Source organism: Priestia sp. D51, from assembly GCF_053345675.1.
The window spans coordinates 374,554-398,881 of record NZ_JBLTIR010000002.1 but is presented as its reverse complement, the minus strand read 5'-3'; the positions used below and the strand labels follow the sequence as shown (position 1 = coordinate 398,881).

Here is a 24,328-nt window from a genome sequence, read left to right as displayed (position 1 = left end):
TTGCTTTAGGTAAATGGAATGAACTCAAAACATTAATAAATAAGTGAATCAAAATAAATTGCTGAAAGCGAAAAAGGCTTCTTCATACTAAGTCAACGAAGAAGATAAAAAAATCTAAGTGAAAGAAGGAGAATTACGGTGATTAAATACGTCGAAGTTAATAATGATTTTATTTGGAATATTGAAGAGTACTGCTACAAGGAGCAGTTCATTACGGTTCTATTAAGAACCTTGAGCATGAACCCTATGGGGTCAGCTAGAATAGGAGTTAACAGTTTGCTACAGATGCTTTCATTAAGTGATGATAAGAAGAATAAAGCATCTTTAAAAGAAACCCTTGTGGAAATGGAAAAGAAGGGGATGATTTTTATCTTTAAAGATTTCAGTAAGATAAATCAAATTCAAGCAGGAGATATGAAGTATGCCAATGATTACTTTATTGAGGTATCTCATGTTTCTCATGCTAAAACCATTTTCGGTAAAAATGATGAAGGCAAAACTAAGAACAACTTTACTAAGATTTCGTTTGATGTGATGATGAAGCTTGTTGCAATGAATGAGCGCAATAAGTCAATTGCATTCTCAGTCTATTTTAATATTGTGCATTGGATTTGGGAAGGTGTTTCAAATTGGAGGGTGTCAAACCCTACAATTAAAAAGCTCGTAGAAGCTACTGGGTTAGATAAGAAGACAATTACTAAGTATGTGAAAGTGCTTATGGAATATGAGTTAATTTACTTTGAGACTATCAGGGAAGAGTATGATAAAGAAAAGAACTATTACTGTAAGTGGGAGGATAAAGATTCATTTAAAGAACACGTTAAGGCTCTTCAAAATTATTATAAAGAGAAAGGTGGAAAATAGGGTGAAATATTATTATATTATGGGACAAAAAGAGTTGCGTAGTGATAGAAAAGGGAATAAGGTTTTTAATCCTATAACTGGAATGTACGCTGAGGGAAATAGTGTTGGTGAAATGCTTTATAATGCTGGGAAAGCAATTCCTAAATTTATGGATGATTTTGATTCAATTCAATGGACTGAGCTTGACGAAAGGCGTGTACAAGAAGTATTGAAAAGTGGAATAAAGTTTGCAGACGGAACAATATAAAAATGTAATAAGAATATAATTATACAAGTAATTACAACTAATATTAAAGGAGGAGCTGGAATGACACTCTAATATACAAGAAAAGGTACGAGGGTAGATAGGGACAAATGGCACGAATTTTTCATAAGAGAAGTATTTAAAAGGTACTGCTCTTTTTGTATTTACATGGTATGATTTTCCTATTGATTCATAAAAAGGAGCAGTCTATTTATGAAGATAGCATTAGTTAGTTGTACAAAAGTAAAAGCTAATTATCCTTGTGTTACTAGAGAGATGTATCAACAATCAACTTTGTTTAAGAAAGCAATTAAGTTTATTGAACAGAGGGATTATGATGATTGGTTCGTGTTATCTGCAAAATACGGAATCTTAAAACAACATGAGGTAATCGAACCGTACGATTTAACCTTAAACAATATGAAAGCATCAGAACGAAAAATATGGGCAGAGTTAGTCCTTAAGCAAATAGAAAATATGAAATTGAATCTGTCACACATAGACTTTTACATGGGGATTAAATATAGACAGTACCTAATTCCTGCTCTTGAACAAAAAGGTATTAAATGTACTGTGCCGCTTCAGGGAAGAGGAATAGGTGAACAATTGAAATTTTATACAGAGAACAGTAATTAATATATGCTTTTTAATGAGAGGTGATAATAAGGTGTCAATTCCAAAGAATATTAATAGAGAGCATGTAATAGAAGCTATAGAAAAAATCAAAAGAGAAGGAATACCATGGAGAAGACAATCAATAAAATACAATCTCCTCTATGAAAAAGAGTATTATCCACCCAAATATGTATTATCAATTGCTAACTTGTTTGCAAATGGTGAGGAATATTCATCTTACGACTTTAGTGGTGGAGACGAAACTAATATCTTCCTTGAAAGGCTAGGCTTTGAAGTAATTGACATTTCTAAAAAGGAAAAAGAGTTAACCACTTTTCAGGTTTCTATACTCGAGCCAGTCAATCGTTCTAGAGAATATCAATTATACAATGAATCTACTAGAGATTTAATCGTTTACGAATATCTTTTTCATTCAAGAACTCACCGTTGGCTCGATGAGCGTATTTTAGGCTTGAATCCAGATGAAAGTCGGGGTTATCAAGCCATGAGTATACTACATTTCATTGGGTTAAAAGAGAAACACAAAGGCATCTTTAAGGAGTTAGGTATCCAAGAAGCTATACATTTGTTAGAGCAGCAGGATACTGACTTTAGTTTAGTTATTCAATGTCTAAATAGACACGAGAAACAAGGGAATAATAGTTTAGACATAGCGATGGAGTCAGCTAAAGATGAGTATGATGAATTAGAATCATTTGTAACAGTTACGCCAGAAGTAATTAAAATATTAGAGACTGAAAGAGAACAAGTCATTAAGGCTAGAATAGGTCAATCAACCTTTAAAAGAGATTTAGTGAAAATTCAAAAGAAATGCAGTTTGTGTGGTGTATCCGATGAGCGCTTTCTAGTAGCAAGTCATATCAAACCATGGAGTCAATCTAATCACCAAGAGCGGCTAGATATCAATAACGGACTGCTCCTTTGTCCCAATCATGATTCTTTATTTGATAAAGGATATATTAGTTTTGATGATAATGGAGCAATTTTAACTTCTAGTAGCTTAGATGATAATGAAAAACTCTTTCTCAATATCAATGATAAGCTGAAAATTAAATTAGGTTATGCTCAACAGCAGTATATGAAATGGCATAGAAAGAACAAATTTAAATAGTTTAATAATGTAATTAGGCTAATATTAATGTAAAGGACTGAGTGCAATGAATACATGGATATTTCAAGGTAATCCCAAAGTTTTTGATATTGATACTTATATTAAGAAGCATAAATATATTTGGTGGTCATTAAGGCAAGAGCATTTTTTAGATACGATTGAATTAGATGATGAAGTCTTTTTGTGGAGGTCAGATGGAAATAATAGAGGCACAGGTGGAATACTAGCTAAAGCTAAAGTAATAAGTTTGCCTGAAGAAAGAACCAATGACGAAACTTCGCAAAATTACTGGTATACCGATGAGTGGGAAAATCCATATTTAGCTGTAAAATTGGAGGTTCTACAGGTACGGTTGGAGGATGGTTTTATAAGCAGATTATCTCTCCTTGAACATCCTGTTTTAAAGGAGTTACTTATCCTGAGACTTAGGCAGCAAACAAACTATCTTTTATCAAAAGAACACGCAATTGAACTTCAAGGTTTATGGAGTGCTAATAATCATTCAACTTTGTTGAGAAGTCATTCATGGGAGGTTATAGGCGAAGAAATAGCAATAAAGGAACTTGATAAATCCACATTTCTTCATCATGGTACTGGTATTCCAAAAGAAGTGAGAAGATTTTTTAGTGCTATAGATATGAAAAGAGGAGAAAGAAGAGAAATCGCACTTGAATATAAGCAAAGAGTTTATCATGCACGTTTAGAAATGGATAAGCATTCCTCTCCACGAAGCAGACTGCTTTGGAAAGCAGATTTTTCAGAGGAAATAAGAAATCAATTTCCAAATGCTTATTCTCATTTCGTAAACAAAAGTGAACAATCGTTAAGTGAAGTTACAAAACTTAGATTTAAAAAAGTAGGCAGCAGTTTAGATACATATTTAGTCGAATTTCTAAGTACTATTGATAGCAAAGTCGTAATTGAAGATATAAATTCAGAAGAAATTGAATTATATGAACCTAGAGCGGAAGGCAATCTTGTCACTTATTATGGAAGAAGGTACGAACGTGACCCTATTAATCGAAAGCGTGCCATTGAATTCCATGGTTTGTCCTGTAAGGTATGTGGTTTTAATTTTGAAGAGGTTTATGGGGAACGTGGGAAAGGTTTTATTGAGGTGCATCATATAGAGCCACTAAGTACATTAGAAAAAGAAGCAGTTACTGACCCTGAGCTAGACCTTATTCCTGTTTGTGCTAATTGTCACAGAATGATACACAGAAGGAGAGACAATACTCTGACAGTGGATGAATTGAGAGCATTGTTAACTCATTATTAACAGACATTGATATAACGATTTCTTCTGGTAATTTGAACAAAGGGTTAATATATTATTAGATTTTAATTAATATGACAACGGTCATTGTCGAGGGGGGGGGATTATTATTCTTATCTACATCTAAACCTAATGAGAATGTTTTTATTATAATTTCAAATCAAACTCACAGGAGTGCTTCTTTATTGAGGCTCTCTTTTTTGCCTTGTAGGGGATGCTTAATATAAGTTGAAGTGAAACCACGGTGTCACATAATAGAACTACGACTTTATCGTTTGCTGCCTTAAGGTTAAGAGCATCGAGTAAGGATGCTCTTAACAGTTTCATTATGTAATCATAGGCTAACTAATTTGTGTCCTATTTTTCTCTCTCACCATCCAATCAACTAATTGGTCTCTGTCTATTAGCTTAACATCATTGGAAGTTGCTAGATTTATAGCTGGGGCAGTAAAATAATTGTTAGTAATAACCCAACATTCATTAACACCATAATAATTTTTTGCTGACGAAATTTCCTGAACTGCTTTTATACCAACTTTTTTACTATAACGTTTTGCCTGTACTGCTATCTTAATGCCATTGGCAGATAAAATAAGGTCTGCCCCATAATCTCCAGATGCTTGCGTTTGTTGTACATTATAGCCCATAGCTGTTAGTAATATTGCTAAGTAGTCTTCGAATGCTCTGCCATTCATTGAATCAACTTGGTAAATGCAAGATTGTAACAGTTTTTTTTCATATTCGTTCTGTCTTTTATTGTTGGCTTTAATCCTAAAATCTATCGTTATGATAGCGATAATTGCTAATGGGATAAGGAATATTATATCGTCAGGGTTAAACAATATGATATTTACACTAAAGATAAATGTTATAAATGCAAAAAATATAAGCACAACTCTCCATACCATAAAACTGAGCCTCCTTCATATAGTTTTTTAAGTCAAGCACTAATTATAGCATATATAGACTAGGTTAAAAGTAGTAGGATTAACATTTGCATGTCTACAACAAGAAGAACTGTTTTTTATTGTAATAAGGAAGAAGATTAAAGAAAGAGCAAGTGTGCAAATATAGCAGATACATGCTTAGAGACACTTAGAATTGCTCGTGGTGATATGAGATAATGAAAAATGGTGAACTATTAGATGAGTTATTAATAATAGAAAATACAGTGGGGAGGGTTAGAGAAAAAGGCAAGAATAGCTAAAAAGAGGGGAAACAGTTCTTAAATAATACAGAATATACGGAAGAATTAGTTTGTAATATGGAAGGAATTACGTTGGGACACTTACACAGTTAGCATAAATAGCGGAGGTTATTTGAAATGGTTAGTTACACATTTGATGGAACGAAGTCTACGTTTAAAAATAACATTGCGGAAGCAATAATTAATTTTAAAAAGTTAAGCGAAAGCCGAGTAGATATAAAAGTTGAAATGAAGCACTACGCGACAAACACTAATGCAACTTATAAAAAGTATATTGCGCTAAAGGATGACGGAAATTTGCAACACTACCCGATTAAAGAATTTGTAGTACAAGGCATAAATGTAGGTGAATACAACACTATCAAGAAATATTTTACATATTTATTAGGTGAAGAGGGTTACAAGGAATTTAAAGATGCCTTTTTAAATGAATATTCAACACGCAAGGATATGGAGTTGAACAGGTTTATTAGAAGGGATTAATAGGGGAGGTTATAGTATTATGACTGCCTACCTAGTAATTCTAAAATTTATGTAAACAACAATATTTACAGTGAATAAACTCTATAAATGCTTTACGTTTATTTTGTTAAGAAGGTAACTACTTTTGAATGTTAGATATTCTTAAAGAAAATGGAAAACTACTTGCCTTTGCTTTTACTAGTACATGCCAAGTCTTATTATTAAATATGCGTATTTGTCATGATGATAATCCGAGATGTTGTAGAAGGTAGGAAGAGAGCGAATAGGAGAGGTAAATAAGCCTTCATTCACAGCACCTTTTTATTCACTATATATTATTTTTGACACTTGTATAAAATAGTTAGTTAACCGCTGAACCTCCTTCAGAGTTATTTCTTAAAATTGGCTTTATATAATTGAGAGCTTAGCATGCTAATAAAAAGACAGGGAGTACAGCATCTCCCTGTCTTTTTGTTTAAGAGCTGAATTAGAAATTCCTAAGAACTTTTAAATTTTACTTCATCAGCATAGTAGCTATATATTAAACTTATTTTTTTATTTCATAGGTTTGTTTTATTTTTTTTGGTAGACACAAGTAATTAATATAGCAGACTTTACATTTTTGAGCATTGCAACTTTTCTCTAATTGATTATCTCGTATGTTATTAGCAACCTGTTCAATTTTATTTTTGGTTTGTAAATATTCACTTTTATCTACTAAAGTTTTCTTTTCCAAGACATTCTCGTCAATATTATAGATTTCTGTATAATCAGAGTGTTCGCCTGTATCCTCATAGTAGCCCATAGCATAAATCCTAAGTTGTTCTTCTGTTAAGAAAGGAGATTGTATTCCTGATTCTGTTTTAAAATCAATAATAGAGGTTTTTTGTATACCATCTCTTGATTTTTTTTTAGTCAAATCCATTCGTCCATTAACGATGACGCTCTCACCTAATTGTACCTCTATCTTTTTCTCAACAAATTCAATCTCACTATTTTCGTTTATCAGTTTTTCGTGGTACGTTACCATCGCCTCCTGAGCTTTGAGAAGCATTTTATCATAAATTTCGGGGATGTTTTTTGCAAAAGGCATATGGAATAATTCTTTGACAGTCTTTTTTATATCATCTGACTGCAATACTACTCCATTAAGAAGTTGGTTATGAATGTCCATTACACTAGCATGTATTGAATGTCCGTACCCCATAAATGGCTCAATTGGCTGTACGAATCCATAGTTATGAGTCATTTTATATCTATAAGGGCAAAAATGATAGTCATCTAGCTTTGTGAAGTTAAGTACTATTGTTTTTTTCTCTTCTTCATCTACGTGGATAGGTTCTCTATTCAAAAGTATTTGGCGAATGGCATCATTGTAATCTAATAAGTAATTTGAGTTTCGACATTCTAGTATAAACTTGGATTCACGCTGATATAGACGGTTTGTTTCTGTGCCATAATTTGCGCCACTTAAAAAACAGTACTTCTTACTTCTAGTTAAAGCCACGTAGAACAAGCGCCGTTCGTCTTCCTCGTTAGAGTGAATTAACCTTTCTTGATTCGGAATAATATTTTGACCTATAACGTGAGATATATTTCGCCCGCCTCTTTTTTTGATTGGGAATAAATTTTTTCTCATAAAAGGGATAAATACTGCTTCAAATTCAAGACCTTTGGATTGATGAACAGTCATTACCCTTACACCTTGTTCAGGGGAATAATGTTCATTTTCTAAATGTCCTTCTTGATAATAATCTTTTGCAGAGTAATAAATATGTTGACAAAAGGAAGTTAGCTTTCTGTCAGGTTTTGTATAGTAATTGATATATTCGAAGTCATGTATCACTTGACTAAACTTTCCTAAGTTATACATTATAACTTCCAAATCTTCTTGAGTTATATTTTCTTCTTCTTTTAATTCAATCATATCTAAAAATGTCTGAAAAACTTTTTGCAAAAGAAATTTGTGGAAGAATTTGTAACTAGTAATAGGGTTATCATCTAAATATTGAATGCCTGCTTCTATATTCTTAGGTGATAGAATGGGATGGACTCTTAACCATAATGCTGTTAGCTCATTACGTTTTAAGCTTCCGTTCAAATAATTAAAAATAGCTACAGAGGCTTTTACTTCACGTGTTTCAAAAAGACCGTTAAAACCCTCTACTGCTACATGTATTCCATTATCTTGTAAATAGTTAATTAACTCTCTAGCATAGGTTTTTGTTCTAACTAAAATAGCGATATCTTTTTTCGGGAGTCCCTTTTCGCTAAGGTTATTTATGTTATCTACAATAAATTGGTTTTCTTCACTAGAAGTATGAAAGTTTTGATAAACGATATCTCCATCTTCATATTTAACTCTTGATTTCGCTTTAATGTTTTCTAAGTTGATAAGTTTATCCTGGTTGTGAGAAATTAATTCTTTAGACATTTCTACAATACCATTTGAACTTCGAAAGTTATCACCTAAAAGAATCGGTTTACATGGTGCATAACGTTCATTAAATGTCTTAATTTGTTCTATATCTGAACCACGCCATTGATAAATAGTTTGATTTGGGTCACCAACAGCACATATATTAGCTCCTAAATCATGAAGTTGTGTTATTATCTTTTCTTGAAGTGGATTTACGTCTTGATATTCATCAATTGTAACAAATTTAATTTTGTTGCTAATTTTTTCTCGAACTAGGGGGTCAGTTTTTAACAATTTAAGAGCTAGCTCCATTATCATAGTGAAATCCATAAAGAAATGTTCATTAAGGTATTTAAGGTATTTTTCTTTTGCTGTTAATAATTCAGGTGTTAAATCTGAATCTTGTACTTCATTCTCTCTTATAGAACTCATTACGGTTAGAAATAATTTGGAATCCAAAAAGTTTCTTAGTCCCAAATCTCGCATGCCTGCTTTTACGTATGCCCGTTCAATAAATAATTTTGTTTGTACATCACTCAATACTTGGTAATTATTGTAGACTGGTCTATGCTCCTTTACTAGCTCTAAACAAAATCCGTGTATTGTACCAACGTTTAATTGTGCTAGCCCTTTAACATCATTGCCTAATATTCGTTTGATAGCGTCAATTGTTTTTATCCTTAAATCTGCTGCTGCTGCTTCTGTAAAAGTAAGTGCAAGTACATTTTCAGGTTGTAAGTTTCTTGTTTTAATGATGTCTGCATTTCGTGTTGCGATAACTGTCGATTTTCCACTTCCCGCTCCAGCTAAAACAAGCAGATTTCCATCTTGAGTATCTATTACTTTTTGCTGAGATTTAGTAAAAGTGATAGTTTTATTTGAACCTGTTAACATTTAATGCCCCCTAATATTTACTCACTTCATATACATTATCTAACAAAATAAGGTATTTTTCTACTAAAATGATTTAATATTCCGATAATAACGCGGGTGAAAACCTAATATAAAAAGCTTAAAGTAGCAAAGAAGTTTTAGTGCAAGATTAGAAATAAATATGTAACGAACAATAAACACTCTAAACAGAAAAGGAATATGCGAGGAAACCTTTAATAACAAGCTTAAGAACATAAAAATTTATGGTAAGTGTGGAGGTGATAAAACTTAAAAGTATTGTCACAAGTTTTGAGTTGTAATAATATCAAATCGTTAAAAGGTGGGAAAAAATAGCGACATAAATATCTAATAAAACTCTGGTTTTATTGGTTGTTACAGATAACTTGGATATAGAATAGATTAGAAGGACAGGTTTTAACATTCTATCCTCCTTTATAATATTTATGTAAAAAGATATGGTATAATAATCCTATATAGTCGTGAAAATACAGGATAATTTTGGAGTCCACTCCAGTCATGGTTATCTATTTAGGGTAATCAATCAGTTCAAATTTTGTTTAAGAACATTGTAAATTGGAAGGGGGGAGCATGCTATGAGTAGTTATATTATCCCGTATTTAGACCCAAAGAAACATAACAGGGAAGAAGACCCATTATTCTCAGAATACACTTACGGAGATGATGGGGATAGAGGAATGATTTTAAAAGCTAAAGTTTCAAAGGGCGACTTCCTTTTTTTTTATAAAACTATAGAAAATAACCCTTGTATCACTGCATTTTACGAAGTGGAAAAGGTTTTGGATATTCAAAAAGCTAAAATGAATAATACAATCATGATGAATTATCGGAATTCTCACTTATTTAAAAATAATGTCCAAAAAAATGAAGTAATTGTTTTTGGGAATCCAGAAAAGTCAATGATACTTGAACATCCTTTGACTATTAAGAGAACATTACTAGAGGAATTATCAATTAATTATAGTCCATCTCCGAATCTTACAGAACTACAAAACCTTACGTTAAAGTTAAGATGGAAGCGATTAGATAATGCACAAGTCGAGTTATTACTTAAGAAAATGAAGCCACTGCACAATGAAAGTTTTCTAGAATTACAGAAAGATTTAGAATCACCAATTGTTTTGAATAAAACGGAAAAGGAAGTAATTGCTAAGGCACGTATAGGGCAGTCAATTTTTAAAAGGACTCTTTTAGCTGTAGAAAAGAAATGTAGACTGTGCGGTGTCTCAGATGAAAGATTGTTAGTTGCAAGTCATATCAAGCCCTGGAGTCATTCTACTCATAAAGAGCGGTTAGATGTGAATAATGGATTGCTACTGTGTCCAAATCATGATGCTCTGTTTGATAAAGGACATATTAGTTTTGACAAAGATGGTTTGATTTTAATTTCCAATAGTCTGGATAAGTATTCTAAGCTTTTCCTTAATATCAATGAAACTATGAATATTAGAATGAAAGAAAGCCAGCAGCAGTATATGAAATGGCATAGAGAGAACAAGTTTAAATAGGTAATAATGTATCCAGCTAACAGTACTATAAAGGAATGAGTGCAATGAATGCATGGATATTTCAAGGAAACCCCAAATTTTTTGATGTTGATGCTTACATTAAAAATCATAAATACATTTGGTGGTCAGTAAGGCAAGAGAATTTTTTGGATAAGATTGAATTAGGTGACCAAGTCTTTAAATTATGTCTTCCATTGCAGTTTTAGATGCATAAGTTTTTTTAAATACGGCTCTACACCCATGTATTAAAAACGGAGCAGAAGGTTCAAATTTATTAGATTTCTATTATTTTGCTTAACGATTTACGAAATAATTTTCTAGAATGTTTCCTGTTATAAGTAGCCGCAATTCATTGTACAGCTTATGTTTTAAGAATCATAAATATTGCAAAATTAATTTATAAAAAGGTGAGGTATATTTGGAAAGAAACATCGGTAATGAATTATTCAATAAACTCTATGACTATCAAAAAGAGTCGTTATTAATAGTGGAAAAATATCTTAGAAGCACAACTAAAAAACACGCATTAATTAAAATGCCAACTGGTACAGGAAAAACCATACTTATTGCATATATAAGTAATTATTTTGAGAAATATAAAAATATACTGCTTGTTTCTCCTTCGAAAGCAGTAACTGAACAATTAGAAAGAGAGCTTAAGACTTCAATTCCTAATAACTTTAAACTTGTCAAAAAATTTAAAGATGTCGAGAAATTATATCCGAGTAACGTAGAAGATTTATTAAAAACAAAAGCAAGTACAATTTTTATATGCACAGCGAAGTCTTTGAACGATATTAGAGAACAACACCCTCCATACTTTGAGATTTTAAAGAAGAAAATCAATCTTATAATATTTGATGAGGGTCATAGAGAACCTGCAGACAAATGGAAACATACTATTAGAGATTTCAATAAGAAGGTATTACTTTTTACTGCAACACCGTTAAGAAATGACAATAATAATTTTCATTTGGATAATAAATACATCTATAATTACCCTTTTCATAAAGCAATTGAGGATAATAAGATTAGAAGACCTACTTTTACTGAATATAAAGGAGAAGAAAAACTAGAGGACTTTATTGATTATGTACATAACAAAGTACAACATTTTATGAACTCTTTTAATAGTAACCCAAAGGTTATTTTAAGATTTGACAATGTAATGGATATAATCAAGGCAAAAGAAATTCTAAATAAAAAAAATATAGAAGTAGTTGCTATACATAATACTTTTAAAAATAATATAGAGGAGGGGTTCTATAAGGATGTTCCTGATACAAAAGGAATATCAATTAATTATTGGTTGCATCAGAACAAACTGATTGAGGGAATAGATGATGACAGTTTCTCAATTTTAGCTATATACCACTCTTTTAATGATGTTAGGTCTCTTATACAGCAGGTTGGTCGGATAGTTAGAAAAAATAATTCTATTTCATCTAGTATAGTGATATTTAGAAATGATAAAGTTAACCAAGAAAAATTGTTTACAGAATACATGCACTATGAAATAAAACTAGAAAAAAATAAAAATTTAATTAATTTCAATTATGATGATTACTTTAATAAAGTACTTTCATACCATCCTTCTCATCTACATATAAATCAAAGATTTCTTGAGAAAATAAATTATTTAAAAGTAGAGTTAGATGAGGAATACTTAATGAACTTCCGCTTACCCTTAAAGACAAATATCTTTTATAGTAAGCTAGGAATTAAAAAGTTTGAGAGTTACTGTGAAAGTATAATAAATAACCTTCTGAATGGGGAAGGCGCTAAAATTATTTATGAACTTAAGAATATAGATTCACTAACATTTGTAATTGTTTATTCTGTATACAGAAATTCGCCATATCTAGTTAATAATTATTTCATTGAACCTAAATTGGGTATAGCTATCTTTAAAATAAATAGAGATTTAATATTTTATTATGATAGTAACGACAATATTCCTATGGAGCTTCTTTACGAAAATGAAAAGGTCGCAGCAGATGACCTTCAAAAGCTTTTTGATAAAGATAGTATATTTAAACAGGTAACAATTAATAGTGGATTTGTTGCAAATAGTGTGAGACGTCAAACTTTATTCACTGAAAATATGGATTCCGTGTCGCCTTCTATTACAGATAAATATAAGTTTTGCACGACTGTACAGGGAACAGATGAGGGACACGATGCTCGAAAAAGAACCAGATATATAGGATTTGGTAATGCTCGGGTCTCAGATTCAGGGAATTTATTTTTATTAAAGGAATACCTATCTTGGATTGATTATCTTGCCCAGAAGCTAAAGACACAAAATAATAAACTTTCAATCTTTGAGAGATATGCTCCCAAAACGAAGACACCCTCTAACTTAGAAGCCTTAAATGTGCTTATTGATATTGACGAGTCCCTACGAGGGGAACTTATGGACTCAAACAATAATATAGTTTTTTTGGACAACCTGAGTTTCAGTGTAGCTAATAATGAATTTACTATTAAGCACAATGAGCATCAGTATAATGTTAAAGTTGAATTTGATAGATACAATTTCAGGTATTATCTCAAAAAGGTTGGAAAATGGGATATATATATAAATATAAATCATCAAAAAAAAGATTTAATATCCTACTTGAATAAAACACAAAATTTACAGGTTCTGACCAAAGATTGTGAGTCAGTATACTGTAAAGGAAACTTTTATAAGATTGGTATTAGCAATGAGGATAATAGACTAAAAGACATTTTAATAGAGTACGAACCCAAAAGAGAAATAATATTCAATGAAAAAGGGAAGTATTACAAGAAAGCGTCTAGGCTTAGTATAACCAAGCCAAAATGGGATTATAATTCTTTATTCTATTTAATCGCAAATCTGGGAAGAAACTTAAATCAAAATAATAAAGGGTCTAGTGAAATCCATAATACTTTGAAGAACTTAGATTATTTAATTTGCACGGATTTAGAAACAGAAGTAGCCGATTTTATAGGTCTAGATGAAAACAACAAGAGCGTTTACTTTATACATTGCAAGGCAGGTAAGAACCAATTATCAGCAACAGCATTTCAAGATGTATGTACTCAAATAATTAAAAATTTGGATTACGTAAATCCATTAAGTACAAGGATTCCTTCTGAGGTAGATAAATGGGGGAACGACTGGGCAGTTTCTAGTTATTGCGTGAAGAAAAATAGAATGATTATAAATCCAAAAGGTACTTCTTCAAAAGATATATGGGAAAAAATCAAAAAGATTTCCCGCCTTCAAGAATCAAATGTATATGTTTGGGCTATGCTCGGAAATATGTTCTCAAAACAGAATTATCTTGACAATAAAAAGAAAGGTGCTATTCCAGAACCTGAATTAATACAGATAGATTACCTATTAATGTCTACTTGGGCAGCAGTGCAAAATTCAAATGCGAAATTTAAAGTATTCTTTGATAAGAAATAAAGAATGTTGAATTAGATAAGTATCGTGTTGATATTAAGACTCACATTGTATTTGTCTTTTAGAGAATTAAAGGTGAAATTTCACATTATAAGCCGCTTAGCTAAAAGTTATGACCAAAAAAAGACAGCAAGTAAATCTTCAAACTTGTTGTCTTTTTTGGAGTTTAAACTATTAAACAAAGGAAAATTTTCATTTAATGTACTAAGAATACAATGAAGGTCATTACATTTTAGTAATCTTTTTTTTATTAGTTATTCACAATGCTTATTAATATGCCTTTCAATAACATAGCAAAAATTAAGCAGCTAAGTAAATTCTTTAAAAAGTATTGAAACCACTTCAATCAAAACTACATAGTTTCCTTTTTCAAGCATAGTAATAGTACATAAGGGGGAGAGATGAAGTGGAGAATTTCATTCAACAGATTAAGGCTCTATCTAGTAAAATTAAAAGAATCCAAGATAATATTAAGACTGAAGAAGCGACAAAAACATCTTTAATTATGCCTTTAATACAAACATTAGGATATGATGTTTTTAATCCAGAGGAGTTTGTACCTGAATTTATAGCAGATGTTGGTATAAAAAAAGGTGAAAAGATTGACTATGCAATTATGGATAGTGGAAGTCCAGTAATATTAATCGAAGCAAAAAGTGTGCATGAAAAGCTTCCTAAACATAATTCTCAGCTATTTAGGTATTTTGGCACAACTAAAGCTAAATTTGCTATTCTAACGAATGGTATTGAGTATAGATTTTATACAGACTTAGAAGAACCAAATAAAATGGATACCAAGCCCTTCTTTATTTTTAATTTGCTTGATTTTAGAGACAACCATATATATGAGATAGCAAAGTTTAGAAAAAACGTATTTAACATTGAAAATGTTCTTACTACAGCTTCGGAACTAAAATACACAAATGAAATCAAACAATTTTTAAATCAACAATGGGAAGAGCCAAATGACGAGTTTATTAAATTTATTTTAAGTGATGTTTATCAAGGCGTAAAAACAAAGAAAGTGATAGAAAATTTCAGGGAGATAGTAAAGAAATCTTTAGCACAATTTGTAAACGAGAAGGTAAATGATAAGCTTCAAAAAGCTTTAAACTCTTCCGATACCAATGAAGAACATGTGGTAGAAAACGAAGAAGTTCCACAGAATGAAAATCTAGCTGAAGATAAAGTTACTATCGAAACCATTGTTACAACTGAGGAAGAAATAGAAGGGTATGTTTTTGTAAAGTTGCTATTAAAAGATGAAATTGACTCAAATAGAGTTCATTATCGAGATAATAAAAGCTATTTTAATGTGTTATTAGATGACAGTATTAGAAAATGGGTTTGTAGGCTAGGTTTTAATACAGCTAATAAGTATATACAAATAAATGATGAAGAGAAAACTATTTATAAATTAAATAATGTAAATGAGATTTCGTTGTACAAAGATAAAATACTTGAAGTAGCAAAGCAGTTTCAGTAGAAGAGTATGACAAATAGATAATAAAGAAAGAGAGCAATTTGCTTTCTTTTTATTTATGAATAATATATGCAAGGAAACCTTTAATAACAAACTTAAGAGCATAAATTTTTTGGTCACACAGTGGTCACGGTTTGGTCACAGAACCCTAATTTATCACTCTAAAACGACAGCATCACCCACGTTGACTTCATGATTGGCTCAGCTGAAATGGACATCGACGGCATCAAAGCTGACGGTACAAGCGAGCCTGTGTTTAGAAAAGGGAACTGGGCGTTTTAATAAACAGTTTAATCTATGAAGTCTTTAAAATAATCAAGATAAAAAACTTATAGCCACTTCTCAGTTTATGGAAGTGGCTATAAGTTTTTTTATATAAAGAGGAGAGTAATACGTTAAGTGAATGAATTCGTAAAAATTGATTTAAATAGAATATTATTACAAATATACTTACCAAAAATTATTGTTGGGCTAAAAATAAATAATATATAAATAAAAAGAAGAATCACGGCAGGCGAACTTCACTCAGTTCCACCTTGCTGTGATTCTTCTTTTTTAACCGGAGCGTCACGCTTGAACATGTGATAGTAGGTAAACCCCAAGCATAGAGCGCCGGCGATTGAACAAAAATATTGCAAAAAACGGACGAAATCCATTGAAATGACCTCCCATTTTCAGTTTCGCTTCTAGTATGTACAGGGAAGTGAAATAATATGTGAAAAAGGGAGGTTTTCTCTTATAGTTCGTATGGTTCTTGAAGAGTAAGGTAAGGCTGCTGATCTTCAAGACCAAGACGCTTATTTAATTGTCTTTTCATTAAATCGTACTGGTAGATGAGGTGAAATTGATTTTTTTTCGGTGTTTCACAGCGAATGTAGGTTTCTTGCCCGTTCTTGTCTGTGAAATGGATGGTTAACTCACCGAAATAGCGTTGAACAGGAGCTCCGTGAAGGCCTTTTTCATTTTTGACAACCTTTGAAAATTCTGCTCGTTGAATACGGTTAAATGGAATAATAGCTACTTGATTGATAACAAGACGCTGATCGTACATGTCAATTTTAGATATGGAAATTTGATTAATTCCTTCTGCAAATTTAACATGCCCGTTTACAGAAACAAGCGGTTTGCGATCCTCAGGATCAACAGCGCCTTGAGGTCGCTTAATGACGTAGAAGCTAGCTACGCCAAGTGCTACGATACCAACCACAACAATAAGTGCAAACATCATTTTGCATTCCACCTCCTGAGTATAGATGTGTAATCTGAATTTAACAGCAAGCTGTTTCAGTTGCCATATTGCCTCAACAATGAGGATAGAGAAAAGCAGTTCGGCAGTTCATTATAAGTATATACATACGTTCGACAATATGGTGTGATATTCCTTCTTATTATGACTTTTTTACGACAAAATGGGCAAAACTCTTTCCGAAAATGAAGTGAATCAGTTACAATTTAAGGATAAGGTACCAAATTTCTTTTCTATCTCAAAAAAGTGCAGAAAAGCGTAAAAAATTCTAGGTACTTTCTCATATTTTTACTATTTTTATAGAATTTATTCCAATTTCTAATCCTTTATCGTGTATAATCTCTTGTGTGCAGCATGATATACATAAAGGTGTAAGGAGGCACAGTTCATTGTCTTTATCAGCAAAAAAGATATTATTATTAGTTTTAGTAGTTATATGTTTAGTGTTAGTTGTGATGCAATTCATAAATCGATCAGCAGAGCCGACTTCTGGACAGGCCCAAGAAACACTGAGTAAGCTTCCTGAACAAGAAACCGTTAAAGAAAAAGCGAAAGGCGACGAGGAAGCGCACAAATATCGAGTGTATTATATTACTATTGAAAAAATCGAAAATGGTACATACAGCGGAACAACAAAAGAAGGAACGGGCATTAAATTTTCCGATAAAAATTTAAATGAACCGATTCCAAGCAATTTGAAAAAAGGGGATATCGTTAAAGCATACTTTGATCTTGAATATAGCACGAAAGGTCTAGTCAAAGTAGAAAAGGTAGACGAGATACCCGATGATGACGAGAGCTCAAGTTAATTGAGCTCTTTTTTTGTGTTTTACGAATGTGGTAAAATATTGAATATATAGATACGATACAGGGGGAAGAAGATGATAGCAGCAATTATAGTAGTAGCGGTAATTCTTTTAGTTTTGATTATTAAAGGGGTTGCAAAGTCGAGAAGATTTCGCTTCTATAAAGAGGAGCTTCCAGATGAGCTCGGAATACATAAAGATAATGGCTTTGAAGATATTGTTCATTCACTAGAAGATTCTTTACCGGTAGCCTATGTTCAGCAAGTGAAACAGCGCATGAAAGGAAAAAATACAAAAGACGATGAAGTGGAATGGACGTTTTTTGAGATGAAGCGCTACTTTTTATTAAATGCAGTCATCAAAGACGTACCGATGTTTAGTGCAAAAGTGGATGAAGTATGGCATGAAATGATTATGTTTACAGTAGATTATGAGCGTTTTACAGAACACTTTTTCAACCGCTTTTTGCATCACCAGCCAAATGTAGAAACAGCTCCATCCCCACAGCCGGATAAGCGAGCGTTCTTCGATTGGATGTATGCTCATTTGTTTGACATAACGGGTAACAGCCGACTGCTTTGGGGGAAATTTTTTCAGCATCCGCTTGATAAAAGTACGCTTCAAGATTTTCAAAGATTATCAGAAGATGAATTACTAGATCGCTATTTTTTAAGAAACGGCAAATGGGAAAAACAGCAGAGAGCCCTGATTCAAACGTTAAAAGAAGAAGTCACTGCTGCACGAAAAAGAAAAAAAACGGGCGGATCAACTTATTTTAAAAAAGCGGCTAAAAAAGGAAATGTATCAAACGAACTTCTTCTTCAAGGCTTTGTTTTTTATTCTCTCTACAAAGCCACCAACTTTTCAAGCCATATGAATGAACTGTTGCTATATAAAAAGACGATGTATGCGGGAGAGACAGCCTCTTACAGTGGGTATAGCTGTTCAAGCCCCTGGGAAGACAACCGCCACCATCACCACAACGATGGAGGTCATCACCATCATGACAGCGGCAGCAGCTGTTCGAGTTCAAACTGCAGCAGTTCAAGCTGTTCAAGCTCTAGCTGCGGGAGTGGGTGCAGCAGCAGCTAATAAAGTAAAAAAACTTGTATAAAACGAGTTTTTTTACTTTAAATGCAACGACGACAAAATGATTCACTGACAAGCGGTGAAAAATTTGGTATAATCGTTACGTTTTTAAAAAGGAGAGACAGCGAAAATGAATATTTTATGGGACTTTGATGGAACCATCTTTGATACCTATCCGACTATCGTGAAAGCATTCAAAGAATTACTAACAGATCAAACGATTTCAGAAGATGATATTTTAAAACAAATGAAAATATCTTCTGAAGTAGCAATCAAGCATTTTGATATTGAAAAGTCTTTGTTTGATAAACACTTCCATGTGCTCGAACAAAAAATCAATCCTAAAGATAAGCCTGCTTTTTCTCACGTAGAAGACGTACTGAGCTTTGCGGATACAAATGTAATTGTTACGCACAAGTCTAGACAATCTACGCTTGATATCCTGGCATTTTTTAATATGGAGCACTACTTCACGGAGATTATTACAAAGGATGATGGCTACAAACGAAAGCCTGATAGCGGAGCTTATGCCTATCTTCACGATAAGTATCAGCTCGATTTAGTAATTGGGGATCGCGAACTCGACTTAAAACCTGCCCGTGAACTGGGAATTAAAACATGTGCATTTCAAAATAACGATATTGAAGCAGATTATCACCTTACATCATATAATCAATTCTTTACAACGGTCGTAAATAAAAACTCGTGAAGCTATTCTTCACGAGTTTTTATTTGTTCAGGTGTATGTATTTCGGGGATTTCACCGAGCGTGTAGTTCGCTACTTTTGTAATGTTACTATTAGCAAAAAAATAAAACTCTCCGTCAACTCCGCGAATTTTTGTCGTGCGCAATCCAATTTCTTCAACAGTTCCTTTCGTATCATTTATAGATACGTGATCTCCTACTGAGAATTGATCTTCAAATAGAATAAAAAACCCATTTAAAATATCTTTAATCAAATTCTGTGCACCTAAGCCTGTAATAAACCCTGCTACGCTAATACCAGCTAAAAGTGCTTTCATATTAATTCCGATTGCCTCTAAAGACGTAATAAGTGCAATAAAATACACAACGTACATGACAATGCTCAGACAAAGTTTTTTCAGCGTTATTTCTTTTCGTTCGTTGTACCTCAGCAGTTTAGTTTTAAATCTGAAATCAAAGATTTTATTAATGACACTGCGAGCAAACCGGATGACAATTTGAGCAATGATAAAAATGAGGATAATCTTTATGATTACTTCACTAATGTCAATCCACCTACCGGTATTAAATAAAGTTTGCTGTACCCACTGTATGTATTTCATGACTAAGTCCCTTTCTTGCTTTATAAATTTTTCTCTACTGAATAGTATAATTTATTTTAAAAAATATACTACTAGAATTTATTAAGAGGCGTTTGAACTATTGTTTTATTTTATTTTAATTTATTTGTATTTGGTATATGTAATGAAAACTCCTTAATTTAGAAAAAGTGAAAATCCTCAGGTATAGATATTTTTAAAACATTTCTTTATACAAATATTAAATAAAATCTTATAGCAGAGATTAGTATAGATCTTATTAGCAAACATTATATACAGATATTAAAGAAAGAAAAATCCTCTAAAAACCCAATGATATCAAGGGTTAGAAAGAAAATAGCTTTTCAATAAATAACTGTGTGGAAAATAGCCCTTTTTTGTGAACAGCATCCTTTGGCTAAAGGATGTTTTTTATCGTAGTAGATATGAAATCTATTTTATTTACTATGTTTTTTCTTCTACAATAGATGGATTTTAAAATCAATAGTATGAAGATTGCTGTTAAAAGTATGAATTATTTCCACTGTGGATAAAAGTAGTTATGTTAAAGAGTAAATAACCTTGAAATTATCGTTAATAAAAAAATAAAAGGGATGTTTTTATTAATAAAGAGGATGATATAACAGTCATTGAATATGTTTTCTTTCTTTTGTGGATAAGTATGAAGGTGTTTTTTTAGTAATATTCCATAGTTATACACAAGAAATATCATTTATTTAAACTCGTTACGTTTATATGGATAGGATAATGGAATTGGAGAGCTGAAAAAATGGGTGCTTGTTTGTACTATTTGTATCAAAAAGAGAGGAGAAGGGATAGAAAATAAAAAAAAGGCATGCCAAAGAAGCCCCTTATGAAGCTGTAAGTTCGGCAGGGACTTGATCTTGAAGATTTTTTGAAAGCTCTTTTCGAATGAGCGTACGGATTTTCCCACCGTAATTTTCAACGACTTGAGCATCATGGCTGAAGAAGGCCTGTTCAATCAATGTATAAAGGGCAGACTTCACTCGTTCAATACCATATTCAAAAGAAAGCTGAACCAAATCAGCGATGTCTTCGTTTTGGAATGAAGACATAACAATTCCTGTAGAATCTGTGCTGTGTCCAGATAATTTTACAAAAGTCTCTTCAATAGTACGTCGAATCGCCGCATCGTATTGATCTCTCTTTTCTTGTTTTGACATCTTGCCATTTTTAGCTCCGTCTTTTAAAACAAAGAAAATAGTAGATCCTTGGACAACGGTTTTAAATGCGCTCGCCTGCGTTTCAGCTATTTTTTGCATCATACCTTTGTAGTGAGTATATTTCGGCGTAAAAATTTTATAGTCATTAAAGCTAATTTTTGAAGTGTTTTCTCCAGGATTAAACTGACGCTTAATCGTATCGTTGTCATAAACCAATTCTTTGCGCAGCTCTAAGCGAAGGGCATTTACGTTTTCAATTAGAATAAGTTCTTCAAAGCGAGTATATTCTAATTCCATAAACCCAAAGCCGTGTTCTTCAAAATATTGAGGGTAGGGAACAATACAAATATTGATTCCTTTGCCGCTGCGAGAATAGGAAATTAATTCTGTTTCTGCTAATACTACATTGTTGTTGCGAACTGTTCGAACTGTACAATTCAAAGCGGCTGCAATCTCTTTTTCAGAAACATCACAAATAATACCTCTTTCATCAACGTGAAGGAAGTGATAAAAAATTAATTGTGAAATTTGAGATTTAGATAAACGGTGATGTTCTGCCACTGTCTTGATTGTAGGGTTCCCATGAGCGTCTAGGTCCATGTGATCTTCAATATCTTTATATTTTTCTACGGTGCTAGACAATTGGCGAATAATTTGTTTTCCAATTTTCGCAAATTCTTTTTTTATCATGAGAATCCCTCCAATCTATTTCATATCAACAATAATTTATTAGGGTAAAATAACAAAGAATACCTTGTGAAAATTATATCAATAAGAAACAGAATCGCAAACGAACGAGTAGTACGCGAAAAACGGCAAAAGGTTCAAAGAATGCTGTCATAGCAAGGGATTCAGCGTATAGGTTTTTTAGTACGACAAAAACGGCAAAAGCAAGCAAGCGCCGGTAGAACAGTGTTTGTTACGATCAGTAAAAATCAAAAAAAACTTTATGCGTTTTAGTACGTAAAAAACGGCAAAAGGCTCAATATAGTACGCCGAAAATAGCAAAAGTGAAGAGTGGTACGCCAAAAATAGCAAAAGTGATCTCGATTCACCTAAAAAAAGGGAAAAAAATCACTTCTCTGATCGCTGTAAATAACACAATGAATTTCAATAGTACGTCAAAAATGGCAAAAGCTATTTTTAGTACGTGAAAAACGTCAAAAACGACCTGGTAGTACGCTAAAAACAGCAAAAGTTATCGTTTGGTACGTCAAAAATGGCAAAAGCTTTATATATGCTGCGAAAAAAATAAAAAATGGGGTTTGAAAATGACATAACAAAGGGAAAAGCAATGTTTAGTACGCAGAAAACGGCAAAAGTAGTGAAGGAGTACGTCAAAAACGGCAAAAGGTAGGATTGTTTTACGAAAAAAAGAGAATAATTAACACTTAATAAGTGATGACGGGTAAATAAAATGAATTTAGTACGTCAAAAACAGCAAAAGAAGCAAAGTAGTACGTCAAAAACAGCAAAAGACAGTAATTAGTACGCAGAAAACGGCAAAAGTAGCGGAGGAGTACGTCAAAAACGGCAAAAGCTTTTGTGTAGTACGTTAAAAATGACAAAACTTCCAAACTATGAAATGAAAATAGAGGGAGATTTTGTATCAAAAAGACGAAAATGGCAAAATGTCAAATAAAAAAGGAAGGGAATGATTTACCCTTCCAATGTTTCTCTATGTTCTCCTCCAAAATAGTCTTGAATTTCATAATTTTGAAGAGGAATAAAAGAGATTTCAAATCCTTGAAGTTTTTGCTGATAACTTTGGATCAGTACTTGATTGCTAACAAATTCTGCTAGAGATTCATTAATTAATTTTAGGTTTACATCAATTTTCTTTGAACGAAAACGAACTTTTGAAGCAAAATATTGATACGGGTAAAAATGAGTGTAAGACTTTTCTTGTAAATAACAGTCTAAACGCTCTTTTTGAAATGCATAAAGCAGTAAAGAAGACAGCGAGTTATCTTTAAACTTTTTAATAACGTCACTGTAAATTTGTACAAACTGCTGATTTAAAAAGCCTTGATGCGTATCATCGCTAAATACAATCGTTGCATATCGTCTGCCCGTTACTTCATCGGTTTCAATAACAGCCTTTTGAAAGAAGTTGATCGCAAATTTTGTATCTCTGGAATTTTTCTTCTTTGCTACACCTTCTACGTGATACCTGGCAATTTTCATAATACGGGCTTCAACGGCTTCATAGTTTTTTACACCTTTTGAATTATAAATTTCTTTCACGATATCCGCTAAATCAAGAGTCACCGTTTTTTCTTTATAAAACATCTCGTCGCGCTGTGAAAGAGCAAACTGGATAATTTGGGAATCTTTTGGGTCTAAAACCATATTTCGTTTGGAAAGAACCGTTTGATTATCATTCACAGGGATAATGGTGCGAATGAAATATTCTTCATCAACTTTATAGTCATTATATAAAACGACTTCTTGGGAGTTTGTTTTAACTTCCATATTGGTTTTAAGAGAATGACTTTCGTTTGAGAAGATAGGCGCCTCTACCCACGAATTTAATCGTTTATCAATCCAGTTGCTTAAATTTCCATTGTATTTTTCTAAGATGATTTCCGCAATTAAAAAAGTAAAGTCCGTGTGAAATGCTTTCTCTATTTGATAATTCATTTTTGAATCTAAATAAGGAAAATCGGTAATGTTTGTTTTTTTGCTTTTAGCCCATGCCTCTACTTCTTTTAACTTTATCTTTAAAATATCTTCAGGTTTTTCCACGCCAAACAGCTTTTTTAAGTGTTCGGTATCCACTTTTTTATCCATCACTTTTTTGGCTAATTCAATGTCTTCAAAAATAGGATTAGGCTTTTCTGCTTTAATATCTTTTTTTAATGTTTGCAGCCAGTTTTTCTTATTTGATTGTCTTCTTTTGTAGGCTGGGTTTCGTATTTCCTTAGGATTTATTAATTTATTCTCTAAAACAAACGTATCTTGCAATATATTTAAAATGTAGTCTTCTATAAAATCTTTTTCATTCGAAAAAAACGAATGAGAATCATATAAAAAGTCTATGCACTTTGCTTTGATATTGTCATCGATTGCATCGCTGATTTGTTTAATAAGGTAAGGAGAAAAATTGGATGGTTCGTTCATGTTGACCTCCTCTG

At 32.3% G+C, this 24,328-nt stretch carries 19 protein-coding genes and 1 pseudogene; 13 read left to right on the top strand and 7 right to left on the bottom strand.

Annotation, left to right across the window (positions count from 1 at the left end; all coding sequences use genetic code 11):
- Positions 1-138 precede the first annotated feature (138 nt).
- The 5 genes from ACNHOZ_RS08645 (at position 139) to ACNHOZ_RS08625 (ending at position 4,134) form a co-directional block, all read left to right on the top strand.
- Positions 139-864 carry a hypothetical protein gene (locus ACNHOZ_RS08645; protein WP_447697101.1) on the top strand — a complete coding sequence of 242 codons (726 nt, stop codon included), beginning with the start codon at positions 139-141 and terminating at the stop codon, positions 862-864.
- Between the two features lies 1 nt (position 865).
- Positions 866-1,111, top strand: a complete 246-nt coding sequence (locus tag ACNHOZ_RS08640; protein ID WP_447697100.1) for a hypothetical protein — start codon at positions 866-868, stop codon at positions 1,109-1,111.
- A gap of 210 nt (positions 1,112-1,321) precedes the next feature.
- The gene (locus ACNHOZ_RS08635) at positions 1,322-1,744 is read left to right on the top strand and encodes a DUF6884 domain-containing protein (protein ID WP_182028954.1); all 423 of its coding nucleotides are present in this window, start codon (positions 1,322-1,324) and stop codon (positions 1,742-1,744) included.
- Positions 1,745-1,775: 31 nt separating this feature from the next.
- On the top strand, positions 1,776-2,855 hold the full coding sequence (locus tag ACNHOZ_RS08630; RefSeq protein WP_447697099.1) for an HNH endonuclease: 1,080 nt from the start codon (positions 1,776-1,778) through the stop codon (positions 2,853-2,855).
- Between the two features lie 46 nt (positions 2,856-2,901).
- Positions 2,902-4,134 carry an EVE domain-containing protein gene (locus tag ACNHOZ_RS08625; protein WP_182028952.1) on the top strand — a complete coding sequence of 411 codons (1,233 nt, stop codon included), beginning with the start codon at positions 2,902-2,904 and terminating at the stop codon, positions 4,132-4,134.
- A gap of 338 nt (positions 4,135-4,472) precedes the next feature.
- Here the strand turns inward: ACNHOZ_RS08625 and ACNHOZ_RS08620 are convergent, their stop codons facing one another.
- Entirely contained in the window at positions 4,473-5,039 is a 567-nt protein-coding gene (locus ACNHOZ_RS08620) for a restriction endonuclease (RefSeq protein WP_447697098.1), read from the bottom strand.
- 416 nt (positions 5,040-5,455) lie between these two features.
- On the opposite strand from ACNHOZ_RS08620, the gene ACNHOZ_RS08615 reads away from it, so the two are divergent.
- Positions 5,456-5,821: a hypothetical protein gene (locus ACNHOZ_RS08615; RefSeq protein ID WP_447697097.1), complete on the top strand. Its 366-nt coding sequence runs from the start codon at positions 5,456-5,458 to the stop codon at positions 5,819-5,821.
- A 526-nt stretch (positions 5,822-6,347) separates the two neighbouring features.
- Here the strand turns inward: ACNHOZ_RS08615 and ACNHOZ_RS08610 are convergent.
- Positions 6,348-9,113: a UvrD-helicase domain-containing protein gene (locus ACNHOZ_RS08610; RefSeq protein ID WP_447697096.1), complete on the bottom strand. Its 2,766-nt coding sequence runs from the start codon at positions 9,111-9,113 to the stop codon at positions 6,348-6,350.
- A gap of 593 nt (positions 9,114-9,706) precedes the next feature.
- Between ACNHOZ_RS08610 and ACNHOZ_RS08605 the strand changes: the two genes are divergently transcribed.
- The 4 genes and pseudogenes from ACNHOZ_RS08605 to ACNHOZ_RS08590 all read left to right on the top strand — a co-directional run.
- A complete protein-coding gene (locus tag ACNHOZ_RS08605) occupies positions 9,707-10,639 on the top strand; it encodes an HNH endonuclease (protein ID WP_182028950.1) in 933 nt (310 codons plus the stop codon).
- Between the two features lie 418 nt (positions 10,640-11,057).
- Positions 11,058-14,081: a DEAD/DEAH box helicase gene (locus ACNHOZ_RS08600; protein WP_447697095.1), complete on the top strand. Its 3,024-nt coding sequence runs from the start codon at positions 11,058-11,060 to the stop codon at positions 14,079-14,081.
- A gap of 403 nt (positions 14,082-14,484) precedes the next feature.
- Complete coding sequence (locus ACNHOZ_RS08595; protein WP_182028945.1) at positions 14,485-15,564, top strand: type I restriction endonuclease; 1,080 nt, start codon at positions 14,485-14,487, stop codon at positions 15,562-15,564.
- Positions 15,565-15,726: 162 nt separating this feature from the next.
- Positions 15,727-15,843, top strand: a pseudogene (locus tag ACNHOZ_RS08590) (aminopeptidase); the annotation flags it as partial.
- 239 nt (positions 15,844-16,082) lie between these two features.
- On the opposite strand, the gene ACNHOZ_RS08585 reads toward ACNHOZ_RS08590, so the two are convergent.
- Together ACNHOZ_RS08585 and ACNHOZ_RS08580 are read right to left on the bottom strand one after the other, a co-directional pair.
- Positions 16,083-16,217 carry a hypothetical protein gene (locus tag ACNHOZ_RS08585; RefSeq protein ID WP_014459590.1) on the bottom strand — a complete coding sequence of 45 codons (135 nt, stop codon included), beginning with the start codon at positions 16,215-16,217 and terminating at the stop codon, positions 16,083-16,085.
- Between the two features lie 80 nt (positions 16,218-16,297).
- Complete coding sequence (locus ACNHOZ_RS08580) at positions 16,298-16,789, bottom strand: hypothetical protein (RefSeq protein ID WP_028409022.1); 492 nt, start codon at positions 16,787-16,789, stop codon at positions 16,298-16,300.
- A gap of 407 nt (positions 16,790-17,196) precedes the next feature.
- Here ACNHOZ_RS08580 and ACNHOZ_RS08575 point away from each other — a divergent pair, with 407 nt between their 5' ends.
- The 3 genes from ACNHOZ_RS08575 to ACNHOZ_RS08565 all read left to right on the top strand — a co-directional run bounded on the left by ACNHOZ_RS08575 (position 17,197) and on the right by ACNHOZ_RS08565 (position 19,411).
- Complete coding sequence (locus tag ACNHOZ_RS08575; RefSeq protein ID WP_028412901.1) at positions 17,197-17,616, top strand: hypothetical protein; 420 nt, start codon at positions 17,197-17,199, stop codon at positions 17,614-17,616.
- Between the two features lie 72 nt (positions 17,617-17,688).
- On the top strand, positions 17,689-18,705 hold the full coding sequence (locus tag ACNHOZ_RS08570) for a hypothetical protein (RefSeq protein ID WP_048019067.1): 1,017 nt from the start codon (positions 17,689-17,691) through the stop codon (positions 18,703-18,705).
- A 127-nt stretch (positions 18,706-18,832) separates the two neighbouring features.
- Positions 18,833-19,411: an HAD-IA family hydrolase gene (locus tag ACNHOZ_RS08565; RefSeq protein WP_048019068.1), complete on the top strand. Its 579-nt coding sequence runs from the start codon at positions 18,833-18,835 to the stop codon at positions 19,409-19,411.
- 2 nt (positions 19,412-19,413) lie between these two features.
- Here ACNHOZ_RS08565 and ACNHOZ_RS08560 read toward each other — a convergent pair whose 3' ends face one another.
- The 3 genes from ACNHOZ_RS08560 to ACNHOZ_RS08550 all read right to left on the bottom strand — a co-directional run bounded on the left by ACNHOZ_RS08560 (position 19,414) and on the right by ACNHOZ_RS08550 (position 24,314).
- Positions 19,414-20,010, bottom strand: a complete 597-nt coding sequence (locus tag ACNHOZ_RS08560) for a mechanosensitive ion channel family protein (RefSeq protein ID WP_028412904.1) — start codon at positions 20,008-20,010, stop codon at positions 19,414-19,416.
- Between the two features lie 848 nt (positions 20,011-20,858).
- Entirely contained in the window at positions 20,859-21,881 is a 1,023-nt protein-coding gene (locus ACNHOZ_RS08555) for a hypothetical protein (protein WP_033579375.1), read from the bottom strand.
- Between the two features lie 969 nt (positions 21,882-22,850).
- Positions 22,851-24,314, bottom strand: a complete 1,464-nt coding sequence (locus ACNHOZ_RS08550) for a hypothetical protein (RefSeq protein WP_013083667.1) — start codon at positions 24,312-24,314, stop codon at positions 22,851-22,853.
- Positions 24,315-24,328 lie beyond the last annotated feature (14 nt).

What these genes read in the sequence shown, in the direction of transcription:
- ACNHOZ_RS08635 (WP_182028954.1), top strand. Translation starts at nt 1,322, where the DNA reads ATGAAGATAGCATTAGTTAGTTGTACAAAAGTAAAAGCTAATTATCCT.
- ACNHOZ_RS08625 (WP_182028952.1), top strand. Translation starts at nt 2,902, where the DNA reads ATGAATACATGGATATTTCAAGGTAATCCCAAAGTTTTTGATATTGAT.
- ACNHOZ_RS08620 (WP_447697098.1), bottom strand. Translation starts at nt 5,039, where the DNA reads ATGGTATGGAGAGTTGTGCTTATATTTTTTGCATTTATAACATTTATC.
- ACNHOZ_RS08615 (WP_447697097.1), top strand. Translation starts at nt 5,456, where the DNA reads ATGGTTAGTTACACATTTGATGGAACGAAGTCTACGTTTAAAAATAAC.
- ACNHOZ_RS08610 (WP_447697096.1), bottom strand. Translation starts at nt 9,113, where the DNA reads ATGTTAACAGGTTCAAATAAAACTATCACTTTTACTAAATCTCAGCAA.
- ACNHOZ_RS08605 (WP_182028950.1), top strand. Translation starts at nt 9,707, where the DNA reads ATGAGTAGTTATATTATCCCGTATTTAGACCCAAAGAAACATAACAGG.
- ACNHOZ_RS08585 (WP_014459590.1), bottom strand. Translation starts at nt 16,217, where the DNA reads ATGGATTTCGTCCGTTTTTTGCAATATTTTTGTTCAATCGCCGGCGCT.
- ACNHOZ_RS08580 (WP_028409022.1), bottom strand. Translation starts at nt 16,789, where the DNA reads ATGATGTTTGCACTTATTGTTGTGGTTGGTATCGTAGCACTTGGCGTA.
- ACNHOZ_RS08570 (WP_048019067.1), top strand. Translation starts at nt 17,689, where the DNA reads ATGATAGCAGCAATTATAGTAGTAGCGGTAATTCTTTTAGTTTTGATT.
- ACNHOZ_RS08565 (WP_048019068.1), top strand. Translation starts at nt 18,833, where the DNA reads ATGAATATTTTATGGGACTTTGATGGAACCATCTTTGATACCTATCCG.
- ACNHOZ_RS08560 (WP_028412904.1), bottom strand. Translation starts at nt 20,010, where the DNA reads ATGAAATACATACAGTGGGTACAGCAAACTTTATTTAATACCGGTAGG.
- ACNHOZ_RS08555 (WP_033579375.1), bottom strand. Translation starts at nt 21,881, where the DNA reads ATGATAAAAAAAGAATTTGCGAAAATTGGAAAACAAATTATTCGCCAA.
- ACNHOZ_RS08550 (WP_013083667.1), bottom strand. Translation starts at nt 24,314, where the DNA reads ATGAACGAACCATCCAATTTTTCTCCTTACCTTATTAAACAAATCAGC.